General features: G+C 65.3%; 16 protein-coding genes and 1 pseudogene. 11 read left to right on the top strand and 6 right to left on the bottom strand.

All coding sequences use genetic code 11. The features are described 5' to 3' along the window. Window positions 1-41 precede the first annotated feature (41 nt). Window positions 42-1,607, top strand: coding sequence for an acid phosphatase (gene acpA / locus OJI97_RS00115; protein WP_297659544.1), 1,566 nt, complete (start codon window positions 42-44; stop codon window positions 1,605-1,607). Window positions 1,608-1,666: 59 nt separating this feature from the next. Here the strand turns inward: acpA and OJI97_RS00110 are convergent, their stop codons facing one another. Next, complete coding sequence (locus OJI97_RS00110; RefSeq protein ID WP_297659542.1) at window positions 1,667-2,863, bottom strand: TetR family transcriptional regulator; 1,197 nt, start codon at window positions 2,861-2,863, stop codon at window positions 1,667-1,669. Between the two features lie 141 nt (window positions 2,864-3,004). On the opposite strand from OJI97_RS00110, the gene OJI97_RS00105 reads away from it, so the two are divergent. Beyond that, on the top strand, window positions 3,005-5,287 hold the full coding sequence (locus tag OJI97_RS00105) for a TonB-dependent receptor (RefSeq protein ID WP_297659539.1): 2,283 nt from the start codon (window positions 3,005-3,007) through the stop codon (window positions 5,285-5,287). Window positions 5,288-5,298: 11 nt separating this feature from the next. After that, the gene (locus OJI97_RS00100; RefSeq protein ID WP_297659535.1) at window positions 5,299-6,414 is read left to right on the top strand and encodes a serine hydrolase domain-containing protein; all 1,116 of its coding nucleotides are present in this window, start codon (window positions 5,299-5,301) and stop codon (window positions 6,412-6,414) included. On the opposite strand, the pseudogene OJI97_RS00095 reads toward OJI97_RS00100, so the two are convergent. The 5 genes and pseudogenes from OJI97_RS00095 to OJI97_RS00075 all read right to left on the bottom strand — a co-directional run. Continuing rightward, window positions 6,399-6,626, bottom strand: a pseudogene (locus tag OJI97_RS00095) (oxidoreductase C-terminal domain-containing protein); the annotation flags it as partial. The gene OJI97_RS00100 and the pseudogene OJI97_RS00095 overlap by 16 nt on opposite strands. Window positions 6,627-6,922: 296 nt before the next feature. Continuing rightward, window positions 6,923-7,687 (bottom strand): class I SAM-dependent methyltransferase, encoded by a 765-nt coding sequence (locus tag OJI97_RS00090; protein ID WP_297659533.1) that lies wholly within the window; start codon window positions 7,685-7,687, stop codon window positions 6,923-6,925. Between the two features lie 470 nt (window positions 7,688-8,157). Continuing rightward, the gene (locus OJI97_RS00085; RefSeq protein ID WP_297659529.1) at window positions 8,158-8,394 is read right to left on the bottom strand and encodes a hypothetical protein; all 237 of its coding nucleotides are present in this window, start codon (window positions 8,392-8,394) and stop codon (window positions 8,158-8,160) included. Window positions 8,395-8,520: 126 nt separating this feature from the next. Continuing rightward, window positions 8,521-9,618, bottom strand: a complete 1,098-nt coding sequence (locus tag OJI97_RS00080) for a flavin reductase (RefSeq protein WP_297659525.1) — start codon at window positions 9,616-9,618, stop codon at window positions 8,521-8,523. A 77-nt stretch (window positions 9,619-9,695) separates the two neighbouring features. Then, entirely contained in the window at window positions 9,696-10,676 is a 981-nt protein-coding gene (locus tag OJI97_RS00075) for a nitronate monooxygenase family protein (protein ID WP_297659523.1), read from the bottom strand. 124 nt (window positions 10,677-10,800) lie between these two features. Here OJI97_RS00075 and OJI97_RS00070 point away from each other — a divergent pair, with 124 nt between their 5' ends. The 8 genes from OJI97_RS00070 to OJI97_RS00035 all read left to right on the top strand — a co-directional run bounded on the left by OJI97_RS00070 (window position 10,801) and on the right by OJI97_RS00035 (window position 19,387). Beyond that, on the top strand, window positions 10,801-11,982 hold the full coding sequence (locus OJI97_RS00070) for an acyl-CoA dehydrogenase (RefSeq protein WP_297659519.1): 1,182 nt from the start codon (window positions 10,801-10,803) through the stop codon (window positions 11,980-11,982). Between the two features lie 104 nt (window positions 11,983-12,086). Further along, window positions 12,087-13,172, top strand: coding sequence for an acyl-CoA dehydrogenase family protein (locus OJI97_RS00065; RefSeq protein WP_297659516.1), 1,086 nt, complete (start codon window positions 12,087-12,089; stop codon window positions 13,170-13,172). Then, window positions 13,169-14,374 (top strand): acyl-CoA dehydrogenase family protein, encoded by a 1,206-nt coding sequence (locus tag OJI97_RS00060; RefSeq protein ID WP_297659513.1) that lies wholly within the window; start codon window positions 13,169-13,171, stop codon window positions 14,372-14,374. The genes OJI97_RS00065 and OJI97_RS00060 overlap by 4 nt, the downstream gene beginning before the upstream one ends. A gap of 11 nt (window positions 14,375-14,385) precedes the next feature. Next, complete coding sequence (locus OJI97_RS00055) at window positions 14,386-15,168, top strand: SDR family NAD(P)-dependent oxidoreductase (RefSeq protein WP_297659510.1); 783 nt, start codon at window positions 14,386-14,388, stop codon at window positions 15,166-15,168. Between the two features lie 24 nt (window positions 15,169-15,192). After that, a complete protein-coding gene (locus OJI97_RS00050; RefSeq protein WP_297659508.1) occupies window positions 15,193-16,443 on the top strand; it encodes an acetyl-CoA C-acetyltransferase in 1,251 nt (416 codons plus the stop codon). Between the two features lie 119 nt (window positions 16,444-16,562). Then, a complete protein-coding gene (locus OJI97_RS00045; protein WP_297659505.1) occupies window positions 16,563-17,693 on the top strand; it encodes a CaiB/BaiF CoA-transferase family protein in 1,131 nt (376 codons plus the stop codon). 102 nt (window positions 17,694-17,795) lie between these two features. Continuing rightward, entirely contained in the window at window positions 17,796-18,599 is an 804-nt protein-coding gene (locus OJI97_RS00040) for a crotonase/enoyl-CoA hydratase family protein (protein ID WP_297659502.1), read from the top strand. Then, window positions 18,596-19,387, top strand: coding sequence for a tyrosine-protein phosphatase (locus OJI97_RS00035; protein ID WP_297659499.1), 792 nt, complete (start codon window positions 18,596-18,598; stop codon window positions 19,385-19,387). Before OJI97_RS00040 ends, OJI97_RS00035 begins: the two co-directional genes overlap by 4 nt. The last annotated feature ends 95 nt before the right edge of the window (window positions 19,388-19,482 follow it).

The raw sequence follows: 19,482 nt of genomic DNA, 5'->3' as shown, positions 1-19,482 counted from the left end.
TGTTGCTTGGGGGCCTCGCCGCGGCGGTGGGCGCTGCGGCCATGGGCGATGCGGGAGCCGCCGCCGCACCGGCGGCACCCGCCGCCAGGCCGGTCACCGATGCCGCGCTGCGCGATGCCATCGACACGGTGGTGATCATCTATGCCGAGAACCGCAGCTTCAACAATCTGTTCGGTGACTTTCCCGGGGTCGAGCAGCCGCTTTCCGCGGTGCCGCCCGAACGCTATCTCCAGCGCGACCGCGACGGTGGGGTGCTGAAACAATTGCCGCCGATATGGGAAGGACTGGTGCCGCACCGGCAGGTCGTCGAGCACCGCGAATATCTGAGCGACGAGACCGTCCATGCGGCGCTCGCCAACGCGCCGTTCGCGCTCACGACGCCCGAAGGCGACCCCCTGCCGCATGGTCTGGTCACCCGCGATCTCGTCCACGCCTTTTACAACAACCAGTTGCAGATCAACGGGGGCCGCAACGACGGTTTCGTTGCGTGGGGCAACAGCGGCGCGCTCGTCATGGGCTATTATGCGGACAATGCCGCCAACCTTCGGCTGTGGCAGATCGCGCGCGAATTCACCTTGTGCGACAATTTCTTCATGGGCGCGTTCGGCGGCTCGTTTCTCAACCATCAATATCTGGTCGCGGCGCGCCCGCCTTATTATCCGAACGCCGACAAGGGCCCGGCGAAGGGACGCCTCACCCTGCTGGACGGAAACGACCCGCGCGGTATCCGTCCCAGGCAGACCGCCCAATCTCCAGCCAGCGCGATGGACGGTCCGGTGCGCTTCGTGCCCAATTCGCTGACGCCCGATTTCTACGCGGTCAACACGATGCTGCCACCCTATGCCCCGAGCTATGATCTCGATGCCGGGCGGCCGGGCTATACGGACTGGTCCAGCGCCAAGACGCTCGTGCCCCAACGCCACGCCACGATCGGCGACATGCTCTCGGCCCGCGGGGTCGACTGGGCCTGGTATGCTGGCGGCTGGGGTGCTGCACTGGCCGGGCACGGCACCGACGCCGAATTTCCCACCCGGCCCAACTTCCAGCCCCACCACCAGCCGCTCAACTATTTCGTGCAATTCGCCCCCGGCACGGCAAAACGCGACCGGCACTTGCGTGACGGCGGCCTCGGTGAAACGGCGCGAACCAACAAATTCCTCGCCGACGTCGAGGCCGGGCGCCTACCCGCGGTCAGCTATTACAAGCCGCAGGGCAACCTCAACATGCACGCCGGTTATTCGGATGTCGATGCCGGCGACCGCCATATCGCGGGTGTGATCAACGCATTGCGCAACAGCCCGCAATGGGAAAAAATGCTCGTCATCGTCACCTTCGACGAAAATGGCGGGTGGTGGGATCATGTCGCGCCGCCCAAAGGGGATCGCTGGGGTCCCGGGACGCGTATTCCGGCGATTATCGTCTCTCCCCATGCGCGCCGCGGCGCAGTCGATCACACGATCTATGACACCGGCTCCATCGCGCGTTTCCTCACGCGACGTTTCGGGCTGAAAAAGCTGCCGGGATTGATCGAGCGCGAGCGCGCGATGGTCGCCGCCGGCGGGCCGCCCCCAGGCGACCTCACCGGAGCACTCGCTTTCGACAGATGATGGCAGAGAGCGGACTGGCAGCTCTGCTTTATCGAGCCGTATAAGCTGACATAGCCTCGCTATTTTTCGCTCAGCCCGTGCAGAAATAGTGTCGACACTTCGAAGGCGACCTGGCGCGGTAGTAAATCGGTATCGACCGGGAGCCAGCGCGCAACGAAATTGAAGGTGCCTGCCGAGACGAGCGCGGTCGGTTCGGCCTCGAACAGGCGGAGGCTGCCGTCGGCGTTGCCAAGCTCCATGGTCGCGATCGAACGGTCGAGCAGGTGATTGGTCTGCTTGCTGAAACGTTCGCGCTCACTATCCGGCAGTTTGTGATAGGCAGCGGCGGTGAGCGACATTGGCCCGGCGGGGTCGAGCTGGGCCTGCACGTTAAGCGCGAGGCCTGCGCGCGCGCGGTCGACGCCGCACGGATGACGTTCGGCGCAGTCGAGCAGGCGATCGTATAGCTCAAAGGCGCGATCGAGACTCGCCGCGACCAGTTCGGCCTTGGTCGCAAAATGATGGTATATCAGCCCCTTGGTTGCCGACATCGCCGCAGCAACATCGTCCAGTGACACGCCCTCGACCCCGCGCGCGTTGAACAGCGCCGAAGCGGCGGCGACGATCTCTCCAGCGCGGTCCACTGGCGGCGGCGGGACGAGCGCGCCCCAATCCTCGATTTCGATATCTTCGATCCGGCCGGGCGCCGGGCCGGTCGCGACCCCGCGCTCGACGATGCCGGGAAGTTCGACCGACAGCCGACTGGGTTCGGCTCGCTTCGCCCAGATGTCGCCGAGCGGTGCCCATGCGATCATTCCCCAAATCGTCCGCGCCGCAATCGCCGGATCGCAGCGCCGGATCGATCCGTCAGCGATTCCGCGATCGATCAGCGCGGCGAGCAGATCGAACGCTTCGGTCTGGCGCGTGACGATCTCGCGCTTCTGATCCACGGGAAGCGTGTCGAGCTCGGCGGCGATAATGGCGTGGGACTGGTCACGCTCGCTCGCGGCTGTCAGGAAGGACAAAACGGCCGCTAGCCCGCTTGCTGCCTCCGCCGCGCGGTCGAGGTCGGCAAGCAAGGGATCGAGCAGATGAAAATAGCATTGCCGCGCGAGGTCGCTGCGGTCCGAGCAATAATTATAAAGGCTCGGCCGCGTCAGCCCGACATTCCGCGCGATCCGGATAAGATCGGCGCCTGCGACTCCGTTTCGGCGGAACTCCACCGCGGCCTCATCGAGCAGCAGAGCGCGTCGCGCAGCGCGGGCTGCGCTTTGCAACGGCCTGGTTTTCGTAGCTAATACGCCGGTTTCCATTACGCCTGCCTGCCCGTTCCAAGGCCGATTGACAAGTCGGTATGTATCGACATACTCATATGTCAGAAACATATACGATAAAGAATGTTCGGGAAAGGGAGAGATATGGGACGCCTTACGCATCCGTTCGCCGCTGCACGTCAGGTGCGGAAATCGGCGCTTCTGGCCGGCACGGCCATTTTGCTGGCCGCGACCGGTGCGCAGGCGCAGGATAATGTCGGTGGGGGTGCCAACGCAGACGATATCGTCGTCACCGCGATGAAGCGCGAGGAACGGCTGCAGGATGTCGGCGCGACGATCCAGGCGCTCTCGGCCGAAGGCATCCGCACCGCCCGCGTCGCCGAGCTCAAGGATCTGGCGACGCAGGTGCCGAACGTCGACATCAAGGAAACCGTCCCCGGCGCGCTGCCGACGGTGACGATCCGCGGCATCGGCCTCGACGATTTCAGCACCGTCTCGAGCCCCGCCGCGGGCATCTATATCGACGAAATTCCTCTCGCCTCGCCCGGGCTGATGAGCGGCAATTTCTTCGACCTCGGCCGCATCGAGATATTGAAGGGTCCGCAGGGCACGCTGTACGGCCGCAACACCACCGCCGGCGCGGTCAATATCGTTTCGGCGACGCCGGGCGATGCCTTCGCCGCGTTCGCCAAGGCGAGCTATGGCAATTTCGACAGCTTCGATGCCGAGGCGATGCTCAACATCCCGCTGTCCGGAAACGCGCAGCTGCGGGTCAGCGGCAAGACGATCCAGCAGGGCAAGGGCTATTGGACGAGTTCGCTGCTCGCCGACGGCACCGCGGGGCGCCGCGACATCGGGACGCGCGATATCTGGCTCGGCCGCATCCAGCTTGCGCTCCAGCCGACCGACAATCTCGACATCCTGCTCAAGGCCGAAGGCGAACGCTCGCGCTCGGAAATGGGCGTGCCGCAATTCAACGGCACTTATGGCATCGGAACCCCGTTCGTGCCCTGCGCCGCGGTGCTTCAGGGCCGTCTCGATAACGCCGATTGCACCGATGCCTATGGCTATCGAAACAGCCATGCCAGCCCCTATGACGGCGACTGGACCGGCGATTTTCCGTACAAGGTCGATCAGGTCAATCTGACCGGCAAGGTCCGCTACAGTGCGGGAGCGTTCGAGATCACCTCGATCACCGGCTATATCGACTTTTCGCGCCTCTATCATATCGACGTCGATGCGACCCCCCTGCAGCAGTTCGACTATGTCGAGGACGAGGATGTCCGGCAGTTCACGCAGGAACTGCGGGTCGGCTACCGCGACGATCTTGTCGATCTGGTCGCCGGTGGCTTTTATTCCTGGGACCGGGTGCTCGGTGACAACACGAACCTCTTGGATGACTGGCCCCTGCTCTTCCTCGGCGCGGCGAGCGGGTCGGGGAAGACCAACTATGACCAGGTCACGCGCTCGCAGGCGCTCTATGCCGACGCGACCTGGCACATCGCCGACAAGGTCGACCTGATCACGGGGCTCCGCTTCACGCACGAGAAACGGCGCTACGCAGGCGGCACGACCTTCATCACCCCCTCGCCGCTCGTCGGGGTGAACGACACCTTCATCGACGATAGGATCAGCGACGACAATGTCACCGGGCGCATCGGGCTCAACGTCCGGCCGCGCGACGGGCTGCTCCTCTTCGCCTCGGTTTCCCGCGGGCGGAAGAGCGGCGGCTTCTTCAGCGGTTTCACCAACAACGACAACCAGTTGCTGCCCTATCGCCCCGAGACGATCACCGCCTATGAGATCGGGGTGAAGAGCGAGTTCGGACGCGTGGTGACGCTCAACGCCTCGGGCTTCTATTATGATTACAAGGATCCGCAAACCTTCGTGCGCTTCATCGACCCGGATACCGGCCTGTCGGTGCAGAAGGTCGGCAATGTCGACAGCGCACGCGTGTTCGGCGCCGATATCGACCTGATCCTGCGCCCCGTGCAGGGACTCATGCTGTCGGGCGGGCTCGGGCTGCTCGATACGCATCTGTCGTCCTTCGCAACCGCTGCGGGAACGGTTCCGGCGGGCAACCGGCTGCCCAATGCGCCTGCGACCTCCTTTTCCGGCAAGGCGCGCTACGAGTTCGGCGTGACCGACCGGCTGCGCGCCGCTGTCCAGGGCGATGCACGCTACGCCTCGCGGGCGTTCAAGGAGGCATCGAACGACCCGCTGATCGCGTCCGGCTCCTATTGGCTTCTGAACGCGCGCGTCTCGCTCGCCGACGAGAAGAGCGGATGGGAAATCGCGCTGTGGGGCCGCAACCTGACCAAGGAGCGCTATGTCGTGCAGGGGGTCGATCTCGCGACGCTTGGCATCGTCAACCGCATCTACAATGCCCCGCGCACCTACGGCGTCGAAGTCAGCTTCCGCTACTGAGGAGAAGGATGATGACCACCGACACCCCCATCGCCGGAACCTGTCTCCCGCGTTTCGCTGCCGTCCGCGACGCTTTCGCCGCCAATTTCGCCGAGCGCGGCGACGTCGGCGCGGCGCTGTGCCTGATTATCGACGGCGAAACCGCCGTCGATCTCCACGGTGGCTGGCGTGATGCGGGCAGAGCGCATGCGTGGCGGGCCGACACGCTCGTCAATCTCTGGTCGACGACCAAGGGCGTCGCGGCGATTTGTTTCGCCATGCTCGTCGACCGTGGACTGATGTCATACGAAGACCGCGTCGCCGATCATTGGTCCGACTTCGGATTCAGCGGCAAAAGCCGCATCACGATCGGCCAATTGCTCTCGCATCAGGCCGGGTTGTGCGGCTTCACCACTCCCGCGACGATAGATGACTTGCTTGCCGGCAAAGCCGCAGCCGGTCGGCTCGCGGCACAAGCGCCGCTGTGGGAACCCGGCACAGCATCGGGCTATCATGCGATCAGCATCGGTATCCTTGCGACCGCGCTCTTCGAACGGATCGAGGGGCGGTCGCTCAAAAGCTTCGTCCGCGACGAGATTGTGGCCGGGCTGAAGCTTGACATCGCGATTGGGCTCGACCCGTGCGAGGATGGTCGCCGCGCGGAGATCGTGGCGTCCGCCGAATTGAGTTCGGCTGACATCGGCAGCCTCACGCCCCCGCAGGTAGCAGCGCTTGCGAACCCGCCGCTCGATCCGCTGCTCCCGAATGGACCTGCTTGGCGCGCCGCGGACCTGGCCTCGGCGAACGGCCATTCGAACGCCGCCGCGCTCGCGCATCTCTATGCGCAGTTCATGGGCGGACTGGTGCGGCCTGAAACGCTCGCCGCCGCGACCGCGCCGCGCACCGGCGGAGTCGACCTCGTGCTCGGCCTGCCGGCGCGCTGGGCAGCGGGGTTCCTGACTAACTCAGACGGTCTTTACGGCCCGAACGAGGCAGCGTTCGGCCATTCGGGCTGGGGAGGCTCCTTCGGATTTGCCGATCCGGTGGCGAATATCGCGATGAGTTACACAATGAACCGGATGGGAACGATGCTGCGCGACGATCCTCGAGACGTTGCCCTTATCGAGGCAGTTTATCGGTGCTTGTGAATGAGCGACGACGGGGTAACAGCGATTCCGGCAGCAACGAGACTTCGGCCCTGCACATAATCTCTGACTGAATTGACGCAGTCCAGCGCAACGACCTTGCCGGCCTTGAGGTAAATGACCGAAAAGCTTCGGCTGGATATATCGCCCCGGATCACGACTTCGTCATGCCCCGCAAACAATCCCGCCGTTTGAAGCTTGAGATCATATTGGTTATCCTGGCAACTTGGTCTTTTGAGCGGCGAACTCATCGTCAGTTAGGTATTTGGTCCCGGCGTGTGATGGTGTCATATCATCATCATCGCAACCGAAGCCGAAGCCGAGGCGGCCGATATCTCCCGTTGGGCCATTGTGGCTTGGGCAAAGGCCCTCAGCACCTGAAACGCCTGCCCATCCTTCTTATCCCATTCTCGTCTTGATTGACTGGACCGCGCCATTCCAACGCTCCCTGTATCGAAAATTGAATATATCCAGCCAGCTATCGGTTTTTTTGAGTTGGATGTGCCTTCCCTCACATCTTTCTGAGCACATATGCCTGCGTCCAGATGAGACCCTTGAGGAGAGGCATATGTCGTATCACGCGCTCGATAGCACGGAGCGTTCGCCAACCAGCTTGTCCGCCAAATTCTGCAATGAAGGGTAGATAGAAGCCGAACCGAGTGTGGCTTTCGATCGCAAAGCCTGCGTGCCGCAATTGAACCCCGAGTTGGCCTGCGGTCAGCAGATTGATATGGCCCAATTCGTCGGCCGTTCCATAAAGACGTCTGGCCACAGCCAGCACCGGCGGAAATTTCAGCAGGCGGGCCATCAACTCCACGCTCGCGAAGCGCTGTGGCGTCGTCAGAATAAGCAGGCCGCCTGGCTTTAGCGCCGAATGGAGGTTTTTCAGCATCGCCGCGGAACGTTCCGGCGGCACATGCTCAAGCACTTCGGAGCAAAGCGCCAGATCATGCTGGCCCATATCCAGATCAGCCGTTGCGTCCGCAAGTACCGGGGTCACGCCGTTGAGGTCCTGCACGCCCATCACGAACGCGGGATTGATGTCGACGGCGGTGGTGCGAGCGCCAATCGATGAGAGAAAACGCGTGAAGATGCCGCAGCCGATGCCGACCTCGATCACCGAGCCCTGCGGAGGCAAATTTAGCACGAGCGCTGTTTCGACCCACTCGCGTCGCGACAGGTGCAGTCCGCGACGTGTCGGATTGGAATCTTCATAGAGATTGGCCTGGAATGCAATGTCGGCCTGCAGGGGAGCGGCAATATGAGCCATGTTCATCGCGGTCGTTCCTTGGACATCCTATATTACAACCGTGATCATTAATGGTTAACCAAAGATGAGGAAGGGCGCAATTTCGTCGAACCGGTAGCAATTGCGATCAGGTAAAACGATTTCCGTCGTGAAATCGATGAGGCCTGCAAGCTCCTGCGCCATGATACGATTGATCCCGGTGCGCTCGCCGCTTCCAATTACCCCGTCCTCCGGCAAGTGGACTCGTCATTTGTGACCGCCTTTACCTTCGGCGCGGTACCCGCCGGTAGTGCGTTCACATGGGCAATCACGATTATCCGTGACATACATGCGGAAGCTGCCGGATGATACGCCGACGGGGATTATTCGGCAAACATGGCGGCTAATCGGGAACGGCAATCTCGATCGGAGAACCTACAAATTCTGCGTGCAGGCGGGGCTTCCCGACAGATTGCGCTCGGTCGACTATGCCCAGCAGGGCTCACCATCTTTTCCCGTCAGGGGCTGACCGGCGCATCGTCGTCGTTGCTCGAGATGACGATGATCGCGGCAACGCCCGCGAGCAGGCCGAGCAGCCCGATGAGCCAGCTCGAATTGCCTTCGAGCTCGTTCGTGCCGCTTGTCATCGATACCGCGCGCGCGCTGTCGATGGCCGGTGCAGCCGAAGCGGCGACCGGCGCAACGGCGATCGACGCGGCGGTCAGGGCAATCGCGGCTCGGGAAATCGGGTGCATCGCATGTCCTCCTGATGGGTGGCTGTCGATGCATCAACCGCCGAACGCGCCGAAAGCTCCGCGAATATGGGCCGCAAAGGCTCGGTTCGGCGTCGAATCGGCACGGCCCGGGAGGAAGCGGCGCCGTCAGGCGAAATGCAGGCGCCGGTATTTGCCGCGAAAATAGAGAAGCGGATCGCGGTGCGGCTCGAACTGCGCGCGCACGACGCGGCCCACGAGAATGAAATGATCGCCGGCCTCATGCAGCGCCTCGCTCTCGCACTCAAAGGAGACGAGCGAACTTTCGAGCAGCGGAACGCCGGTCTGTCCGGGCGCCCAGGGCAGGTTCGCGAACTTATCCTCGCCCTTCGTCGCGAATCGGTTCGATGCGGGCTGCTGCCCGATCTGCAGCACGTTGACCCCGAAATGTACCACGTCGCGCAGCACCGGTGCGGTTCCCGCGGTGTTGGCGATGCAGACGAGCAACAGCGGCGGATCGAGCGAGACCGAAGTGAAGCTGTTGGCGGTGAGGCCGACCGGCATGGCGGCGGCGTCGATCGCGGTGACGATCGTCACCCCCGTCGCGAAACATCCCATCGCGTCGCGCAGCGTGCGCGGATCGGACCCGGCCTTGAATTCGGTCGCCTTGCGCGGTTGCCTTCGTTCGAGAAATTCGAGGAGCTGGCCGAGCAGCGCTTCGCTGCGATCGGCCGCGAACGCCATGTCGGTTTCTTCGATATCGGCGTTTTCGCCTATCGGGAGCGCGACGCGGAACGCGTCGCTCGCCGGCGTGCATTCGGCGGGGGAAAAGCCGCCGCGCACGACAAGCGTCGGCAATGCGAGACCCGGCGCCGCGATCATCGCCTCGTCAGTCGCCGGCATATCGACCAGCACCAGCCCGGCGGCGAGATGCGCGCCATCGGGGGCGAGCGCCTGCGCCGCGATCCAGCCGCCGCGCCGCGCGGCAACGACGACCGGGCGCGACCCCATCTGGGCAAGCACGGCGCGCAGATCCTCGACATGCGCGACCTGTTCGTCAGGGCTCCAGTCGGGACCGGACACCGGGCGCGGCTCCAGATTGACGACGCGCCGCCCCGAAAGGACCAGCGCTTCGGCGACCGCGCGCCAGGCTTCGCGGCCCTGCCCGACGTCGGGCAGCAGCAGGATGACCGGGTCGTGTTCGCCGCCAATCAGGTCAGCCGAGAGGCGAACGCCGCCAAAGCCCTTATATTCGACGATAGACAAGCCTGCTCCCCGGCTGGTTGTGGAGCCGCCTGCATAGCGGCACCCGCAACCCCGCCGCAAGGCGCCGCGTCAGTCGTTCAGGCCCGGAAGCCAGCGAGCCGCTGGTCGATGATCGCCTCGGCGTCGGCTATGATGCGGTCGATCAGCTGCTGACAGGTCGGAATATCGTGGATCAGCCCCTGAACCATGCCTGCCCAGAAGACGCCCTTGGTCAGATCGCCGGTCTTGAGCAGTTCGCGGCCCGCGGCGCCCGACACCAGCTCCTGCACGTCGCTGAACTGCGCGTCGGGGTTGGCAAGGCGGCGCGCGACCTCTTCGCTGACCGGGCTGCGGCCGACGCGCGCGGTGTTCTTGAAATTGCGAAAGATCAGGAAGCTGCCGCGCTCGTCATTTTCGATATAGGCCTGCTTCACATTGTCGTGGATCGGCGCCTCGACCGTGGCGCAGAAGCGCGTGCCCATATTGATCCCCTCGGCGCCGAGGGTCAGCGCGGCGACAAGCCCGCGCCCGTCGCCGAAACCCCCGCTCGCGAGCATCGGCACTTTCACCTTGTCGGCGGCGCAGGGAATGAGGATCAGCCCCGGAATATCGTCCTCGCCGGGGTGTCCCGCGCATTCGAAGCCGTCGATCGAGATGATGTCGCAGCCCGCCTTCTCAGCCGACAGCGCGTGGCGGACCGCGGTGCATTTGTGGAGGATGGTGACGCCGTGCGGCTTCAGCATCTCCCAAATCTCACGCACCGCTTGTGTTCCCGCGGTCTCGACGATCTTCACGCCGCCGTCGATGATCGCCTGCGCATAGGCCTTGTAATCGGGTGCGTTGATCGTCGGAAACACCGTCATGTTCACGCCGAAGGGCTTGCTAGTCATCGACCGGCAGCGCTCGATCTCCTCGCGCAGCGCTTCGGGGCTCGGCTGGGTCAGCGCGGTCAATATGCCGAGGCCGCCGGCGTTCGACACCGCGCTCGCCAGTTCGGCATAGCCGACGCTCTGCATCCCGCCCTGCACGATCGGATGCTCGATTCCGAGCATTTCGGTGATGCGCGTCTTGAAAGCCATGATCCGTCCTTCCCTTGCTGGTCCTGCCGTTACGGCACCGTTGCCTTCTCCCTTGAATTAACTTGACGCTTACGTCAACGTCGGGTTGAGGCTTCAGAACTGTTAGAGATCGAAGGGAATCGGGATGACGACGGATATGGGCATATCGGATCGGGCGCGAGCGATCGCCGCGAAGGTCGAGGCCTTCGTCCGTGAGACGGTGATCCCTTATGAGAAAGACCCGCGCCGCGACCATCATGGCGCCCCGACCGACGAACTGGTGATGGAAATGCGCGACCATGCCCGCGCGGCGGGCGTGCTGACGCCGCATATCCTGGGCGACGGAAGCCACCTCAACCAGCGCGAGACCGCGGTGGTGCTCATCAAATCGGGCCTGTCGCCGCTCGGCCCCCTCGCCTGCAACACCATGGCGCCCGACGAGGGCAATATGTATCTGCTCGGCAAGGAGGGCAGCCCCGAGCTCAAGGAACGCTTTCTGAAACCGATGGTCGAAGGCCGCGTCCGCTCGGCCTTCTTCATGACCGAGCCCGCCGACGAGGGCGGTGCCGGGTCGGACCCGTCGATGATGAAGACGACCTGCCGCCCCGACGGCAATCACTGGGTCGTGAACGGCCGCAAGACCTTCATCACCGGCGCCGAGGGCGCCCGCGTCGGGATCGTCATGGCGAAGGCCGAGGAAGGCGCGTGCATGTTCCTCGTCGACCTGCCCGACCCGGCGATCCGCATCGATGAGATTCCGAACACGATCGACAGTTCGATGCCCGGCGGTCATGCGACGCTGACCATCGACAATCTGCGTATCCCCGCCGACCAGATGCTCGGCCAGGCGGGCGAAGGCTTTCGCTATGCGCAGGTGCGCCTGTCCCCTGCCCGCCTGTCGCACTGTATGCGCTGGCTCGGCTGCTGCATCCGCGCCCACGAGATCGCGAGCGATTATGCCAACCGCCGCGAGGCCTTCGGCAAGCCGCTGATCGAGCATGAGGGCGTCGGCTTCATGCTCGCGGAAAATATGATCGACCTGAAACAGGCCGAACTGATGATCGACTGGTGCGCCGGGGTGCTCGACACCGGATCGCTCGGCACGGTCGAAAGCTCGATGGCGAAGGTCGCGGTGTCCGAGGCGCTGATGCGGATCGCCGATCGCTGCGTTCAGGTGATGGGCGGCACCGGGGTCACCGACAAGACGATCGTCGAGCAGGTCTTCCGCGAGGTTCGCGCCTTCCGCATCTACGATGGCCCCACCGAAGTCCACAAATGGAGCCTCGCCAAGAAGATCAGGCGCGACTGGAAAGCCGGGCGCGCCTGACACGCCTGTCAGTTGACGCTCGGCAAGCCGTAACGTCAAAACAACTTGACGTTTACGTTAACGTCCGGATGATGGACTAACCAAGGGCAAGAGGAATCGGGCCGATGTCGATTTTGTACGACGAAGGGCAGCAGGCGATAGCGACCGAGTCGCGTCGCGCGCTCGAAGCGCGGGTCAGCAAGGACGAGTTGCTGCCGCTGCTCCAGACGCAAGGCGCGTATCACCAGCCGTTCTGGACGACCGCGAAGGAACAGGGCTGGACCGCGCTCGCGCTGCCCGAAGCCCATGGCGGGCTCGCGCTCGGCCTAATCGAACTCGGGCTGATCGCGCATCAGGCAGGCCGCACGCTGAGCGGCGCGCCCTTCCTGACCTCGAGCTTCGGCGCCGCGAAAGCGATCGAGCTTTACGGCAGCGATGAGCAGAAGGCGCGCTGGCTCCCCGGCCTCGCCAGCGGCGAAACGATCGGCGCGATCGCCTTCGCAGCCGGTCCCGACCCCCTGCCCGCCGAGCCCGCGGTCACGCTGACCGGCGACCGGCTGACCGGCATCGCGGGCGCCGTTTCGGGCGGCCTGTCCGCCGATGTCGCGGTGGTGCTGGCGAGCGGACCGGCGCTCGTGCTCGTCGACCTGACCGGGGTCGAGCGCACGGCCGTCGACAGTTTCGACAACAGCCGCTGCATCGCCGACCTTTCCTTCGCCGATACCCCCACCGAAACGCTGGCGACCGGCGAGGCCGCCCGCGCCGCAGCGCTCCACATTCTCGCCCTGCAAGCCGTCGTCACCGCGCACGAGCAGACCGGCGGCGCCGAGGTGCTGATGGAGATCGCGCGCGACTATGCCGTGACCCGCAAGGCCTTCGGCCAGCCGATCGGCGCCTTCCAGTCGATCAAGCACCGCATTGCCGAACTATACGGCCTCGTCGAACTCGCGCGAGCGAACTGCATCCACGCCGCATCGCGCGAGGGGCAGGCCGATTTCATCACCGCCGCCGCCGCCGCGCGGCTGTCGGCGACCGAGGCCTATGACACGGCGGCGCGCGACTGCGTGCAGATTCACGGCGGCATCGGGGTGACGTGGGAGATCGGCCTCCACCTCCACATGCGCCGCGCGCGCAGCCTCGCGCTCGAACAGGGAAGCAGCTTCTTCTGGGAAGATGTGCTGGTCGACCGCCTCGCAGGAGACGAAGCATGAGCGATCTCGAAGCCTGGCGCGCCAAGGCCGCCGCCTGGTGCGAATCGATGGTCCCGGCCTTCGGCAAGGCGGCGCGCAAGGGGCTCAGCGTCGAAGACGATCTCGCGCTCGGCCGCCGCTACCAGAAGGCGAAGTTCGACGCCGGCTTTGCCGGCATCAACTGGCCGGTCGACCTCGGCGGCCAGGGTCTCGGCCATATCGAGAAGATCACCTTCGAGGCGGAGGAGATGAAGCACGGCTTCCCCAACGTCTATTTCGGCATCTCGCTCGGGATGCCGGTGCCGGTGCTGATGCAGTTCGGCCCCGACCGCGACTTCGTGAAGGAGCGCGTGCTCAAGGCGCTGCAGGGCGAGGAAATCTGGTGCCAGCTTTTCTCCGAACCCTCGGGCGGCACCGATCTCGCCGGGCTACGCACCCGCGCCGAAACCGACGGCAACGGCTGGAAGGTCAATGGGCAAAAGGTCTGGACGAGCTGGGCGCAATATAGCGACTATGGCGTCATCGTCGTCCGCACCGACCCGACCGTCGCCAAACACAAGGGCCTCACTTACTTTTGGGTCGATATGAAGGCCCCCGGCGTCACCGTGCGCCCGATCAAGCTCGCGGGCGGCGACAGCCACGTCAACGAGGTGTTCTTCGACGATGTGAAGATCAGCGACGATCATCGCATGTCGCCGGTCGGCGGCGGCTTCGCCGTCGCGCTCGCGACCTTGATGATCGAACGCTATGTCGCGACCGACAGCGCCGGTTTCGGCCCGCATCTCGACCTGTTCGTCGACCTCGCGAAAGAGGTGCGGCTGAACGGACGGCCCGCGATCGAGGATGGCCGCATCCGCCAGCAGATCGCGCGCAACTATGCGATGCGCGCCGGGCTCGATTCGATCAACGTCCGCGCCCGGCGCATGATGGAGGCGGGAATGACGCCCGGCCCCGAAGGCTCGCTCAACAAGCTCGTCGCGGTGCGCTCGCGGCAGAAATTATCCGAACTCGCGCTCGACCTGCAGGGCGCGGGCGGCTTCGCCTTCGACGAACATGCCTCACCCAAGGACGATTGGGCTTCGAGCTGGATCAACGCGCCGACGGGCCGCATCGCGGGCGGATCGGACGAGACGTTGCTCAACACCATCGCCGAGCGCATTCTCGGCCTGCCGCAGGATCACCGCCCCGACAAGGGCATTCCCTTCAACCAGATTCCAGCCTGAGGAGCCTCCCCATGAAACTCGATTCCTCCACCGCGGCCGTCGTCACCGGCGGCGCATCGGGCCTCGGCCGCGCGACCGCCGAAGCGCTCGCCGCCGCGGGCGTGAAGGTCGCGATCTTCGACATCAACGACGCGCTCGGCGAAGAGGTCGCACAGTCGATCGGCGGGCTGTTCGTCCATGTCGACATCACCGACGAGCAATCGGTGCTCGATGGCTTCGCCAAGGCGCGCGCGGCGCACGGGCAGGAACGCATCGCGGTCCACTGCGCGATGACCTCGCGCCGCGGCAAGACGCTCGCCTACGACAAGGAAAGCGGCACCTTCCGCCGCACCCCGACTGCCGACTATGAATATGGCGTCGCGGGCATATTGACCGCGAGCTATCGCATCGGCTCGATCGCCGCCGAGGGCATGGCGACCCTTCCCGAACTCGAAGACGGCGAACGCGGCGCGATCATCTTCACCGCCTCGGTCGCGGCGCAGGACGCGCAGATCGGGCAGGTCATCTACGGCTCGGCCAAGGCGGGGGTGAACGGCCTCGTGCTGCCGATGGCGCGCGACCTGATGGACCTCGGCATCCGCGTCAATTCGATCATGCCCGGCGTGTTCGGCACGCCCTTGCTCGGCAATATGAACCCGAAGGTCAAGGAAAGCCTGGAGGCCTCGGTCCCCTTCCCCAAGCGCCTCGGCAAGGCCGAGGAATATGCCAGCCTCGCGATGGAGATGGTCCGCAACACCTATTTCAACGGCCAGGCCGTCCGCCTCGACGGCGCGATCCGCATGGCCCCCCGTTAATCGTCACACCGAAAGGAACCCATCATGTCCGAAGCCTATATCATCGACGCCGTCCGCACCCCGCGCGGGATCGGCAAGCCCGGCAAGGGTGCGCTGTCGCATCTTCATCCGCAGCATCTCGCCGCGACGGTGCTCGCCGCGATCCGCGACCGCAACAATCTCGACACCGCGACCGTCGATGACATCGTCTGGTCGACCTCCAGCCAGAACGGCAAGCAGGGCGGCGACCTCGGCCGCATGGCGGCGCTGTCGGCGGGCTATGACACCAAGGCCAGCGGCACGACGCTCGACCGCTTCTGCGGCGGCGGCATCAGCTCGGTGAACTTCGCCGCGGCGAGCGTGATGAGCGGCATGGAGGATTGCGTCATCGCCGGCGGCACCGAGATGATGAGCTACACCACCGCCTATGCCGCCGAGCAGGCCAACGCCGGCCTGCCGCCGCGCCTGATGGGCGCGGGCCACGAAGCGCTCGACGAAATCCACCCGCAGTCGCATCAGGGCATCTGCGGCGACGCGATCGCGACGATGGAAGGCATCAGCCGCAAAGCGCTCGACGCGCTCGCGCTCGTCAGCCAGCAGCGCGCCGACAAGGCGATCAAGGAAGGCCGCTTCGACAAATCGGTCGTTCCGGTGCTCAATACCGACGGCAGCGTCGCGCTCGACCATGAGGAATTTCCGCGCCCCGAAACGACCGCTGAAGGTCTTGCCGCGCTGAATCCCAGCTTCTCCAAGATCGCCGATTTCGACATGGGCGACGGCTTCACCTTCCGGAAGCAGATCAACCGCCGCTATCCCGACCTTGAAATCCAGCACTTCCACCATGCCGGCAACTCGTCGGGCGTCGTCGACGGGGCCGCGGCGATCCTGCTGACCTCGAAGGATTATGCCGACAAGCACGGCCTGAAACCCCGTGCCCGCATCGTCGCTTATGCCAATATCGGCGACGATCCGACGCTGATGCTCAACGCCCCGGTTCCCGCGGCCAAGAAGGTGCTCGAAAAGGCCGGCCTCAAGAAGGAGGACATCGACGTCTGGGAAATCAACGAGGCCTTCTCGGTCGTCGCCGAAAAGTTCATCCGCGACCTCGACCTCGACCGCGAAAAGGTCAACATCAACGGCGGCGCGATGGCGCTCGGCCACCCGATCGGCGCCACCGGCTCGATCCTGATCGGCACCGCGCTCGACGAGCTCGAACGCTCGGGCGGCCGCTACGGCCTCGTCACCATGTGCGCCGCGGGCGGCATGGCGCCGGCGATCATCATCGAACGCATCTAAAATCCACCTCGCCATTGCGAGGAGTGGAGCGACGCGGCAATCCAGGGTAGCGTGGACCGCTCTGGGTTGCCGCGCGGCTTCGCCGCTCGCAATGACGATGAAGGCACGGGAGAAACGACATGGCGGGACCGCTCAGCGGCATCAGGATCATCGAATTCGCGGGAATCGGCCCCGGTCCCTATTGCGGCATGATGCTCGCGGACCATGGCGCCGAGGTGATCCGCATCGATCGCCCCGGCGGGTTCATGGACCCGCGCGACCCGCTGTCGCGAAACCGCACCTCGATCGCGCTCGACATGAAGAATCCCGAGGCGGTGCAGATCGCGCGCGACCTCTGCAAGAGCGCGGACGGGATCATCGAGGGCTATCGCCCCGGCGTGATGGAGCGGCTGGGGCTCGGCCCCGACGTGCTGCTCGCCGACAATCCGAAGCTCGTCTATGGCCGCATGACCGGCTGGGGGCAGTTCGGCCCCTATTCGCAGGCCGCCGGGCACGACATCAACTATATCGCGCTGTCGGGCGTCCTCCACACCGTCGGCCGCGCGGGCGAAAAGCCGGTGCCGCCGGTCAATTATGTCGGCGATTTCGGCGGCGGCGGCATGATGCTCGCCTTCGGCATGGCGAGCGCGCTGCTCCACGCCGCGAAAACCGGCCAGGGTCAGGTGATCGACTGCGCGATGACCGACGGCTCGGCCCTGCTCGCGGGTATGAGCTGGGGCTTCCTCGCCATGGGCCGGCTGAACGACGCACCGGGCACCAACATGCTCGATACCGGCGCCCATTTCTATGACACCTACACCTGCGCCGACGGCAAATTCATCTCGATCGGGTCGATCGAGCCGCAATTCTATGCCCTGCTGCGCGAGAATACCGGGCTCGACGCCGATCCCGCTTTCGACGCGCAGATGGACCCCACACAATGGGGACCGCTCAAGGACAAGCTCACCGCGCTGTTCGCGACGAAGACCCGCGACGAATGGTGCGCGATCATGGAGATGACCGACGTCTGCTTCGCCCCGGTGCTCTCGCTGAACGAGGCGCCGCAGCATCCGCATAACGTCGCGCGCGAAACCTTCCTGACCGTCGGCGGCGTCACCCAGCCCGCCCCCGCGCCGCGCTATTCGGCCAGCGTGACCGACACCCCGCGCCCGGCCCCGGCGGTCGGCGCCGACGGCGATGCGGTGCTCGCCGCGCTCGGCTACGACGCGACGCGCATCGCGGCGCTTCGCGGCGGCGGCGCGGTCCGCTGATCGTCGCGGCGGCCGGGCGCGCCCGCACGTCCGGCGCCATCGTCATTGGCTTGCAACCAGCGTGCGCGAGGCATAGCCTGTCCGCGTATCGGGAGAGTGTTCATGGGTGAATTTCTGAGTGTCGAGCGGCGGGGCAAGATCGCGATCCTGACGATGATCAAGCCCGAGAGCATGAACGCGATCGGCACCCATGCGGACTGCGACGACATCATCGACACGCTCCGCACTCTGGGCGAGGACCGCAGCGTCAGCGCGATCATCCTGACCGGCAGCGGCAAGGCGTTCAGCGCCGGCGGAAACCTCAAATCGATGCAGGAGCGCCAGGGCATCGGCGTGCTCGACCAGCCCGATTCGACCCGCGCCAATTATCGCCGCGGGGTGCAGGCGGTGATCCGCGCGCTGATGGACTGCGAAATCCCGATGATCGCCGCGGTCAACGGCCATGCGATCGGGCTCGGCTGCGATCTTGCCTGCACCTGCGACATCCGCATCGCGGCGGAAAGCGCCAAATTCGCGTGCAGCTTCATCAAGGTCGGGATCGTCCCCGGCGACGGCGGCGCCTGGCTGCTCCAGCGCGTGCTCGGCTATCCGCGCGCCGCCGAACTGTTCCTGACCGGCGACCGCTTCGATGCGCAGGCGGCGAAGGATTATGGCCTCGTCACCGAAGTGGTGCCGGACGCCGAACTGCTGGACCGCGCGGTCGCGATCGCCGAGCGCATCGTCTGCAACCCCCCGCGCGCGCTACGCCTCACCAAACGGCTGCTCCGCGAGGCGCAGCACAGCCGGATGAGCGACATCCTCGAACTCAGCGCCGCCTATCAGGCGATCGTTCACGAAACTGCCGACAACCGCGAGGCGATCAACGCCTTCGTCGAGAAACGGCCGCCGGTGTTCACGGGAGAATGACGATGCAAGCCGAGCGCGTCCTGCCCCTGTCGGGCGTCCACAATTTCCGCGACTATGGCGGCTATGCCGTCGAAGGCGGCGGGCGGTTGCGCAATGGAATGCTCTGGCGTTCGGCGCAGCACGAGGCGGCGACCGACGAGGATCTGACCGCGATCGACGGACTCGGCCTCGACACGATCATCGACCTGCGCGGCGACGACGAGCGCGAGGTGCACCCGTGCCGCCGATCGGGAAATTTCGCGGGCCGCGTGCTGTTCGCAGGCGGCGTCACCGCGGGCCTCGCCCCGCACCTGCAGGCCGCAGCCGCGGGCGGCGCGATCGATTTCGAGACCGCGCGGGCGCGGATGATCGACACTTATGCCGGGATGCCCTACCGCCCCGCGCTCGTCGCGACGCTGCGCCTCTATCTCGCCGCGCTCGCCGAATATGACACACCGAGCCTCGTCCACTGTGTCGCGGGCAAGGACCGCACCGGCTTCGCGGTCGCGATCGTCCACCGGCTGCTCGGCGTGCACGAGGACGACCTGATCCAGGACTATCTGCTCACCAACACCGCCGGGCGGATAGAGGAGCGGATCGCGCAGGGCGCGCAGCATATCCGAGCGCGCCACGGCGCTGCGATCAGCGACGACGCGGTGCGCGCGCTGATGTCGGTGAACCCCGTCTATCTGGAGGCCGCGCTCGCCACGGTGCGGCGCGACCATGGCGATATTCCGACCTATGCCGAGGCGGTGCTCAACCTGACCCCCGCGATGCGCGAGGCGATGATCGACCGGCTGGTGGTCTGACCGTCGCCCCCGCGAAGGCGGGGGCCGCTGGCAACCAGGGGCGACACCGATAGCGGCCCCCCCCGTCGCGGGGGCGACGCGACCAACTTTTCCGT

Source organism: Sphingopyxis sp., from assembly GCF_025869345.1.
Lineage (GTDB): Bacteria > Pseudomonadota > Alphaproteobacteria > Sphingomonadales > Sphingomonadaceae > Sphingopyxis.
Note: the sequence above shows the minus strand (reverse complement) of the source record. Positions and strands in the feature narration are given on the sequence as shown.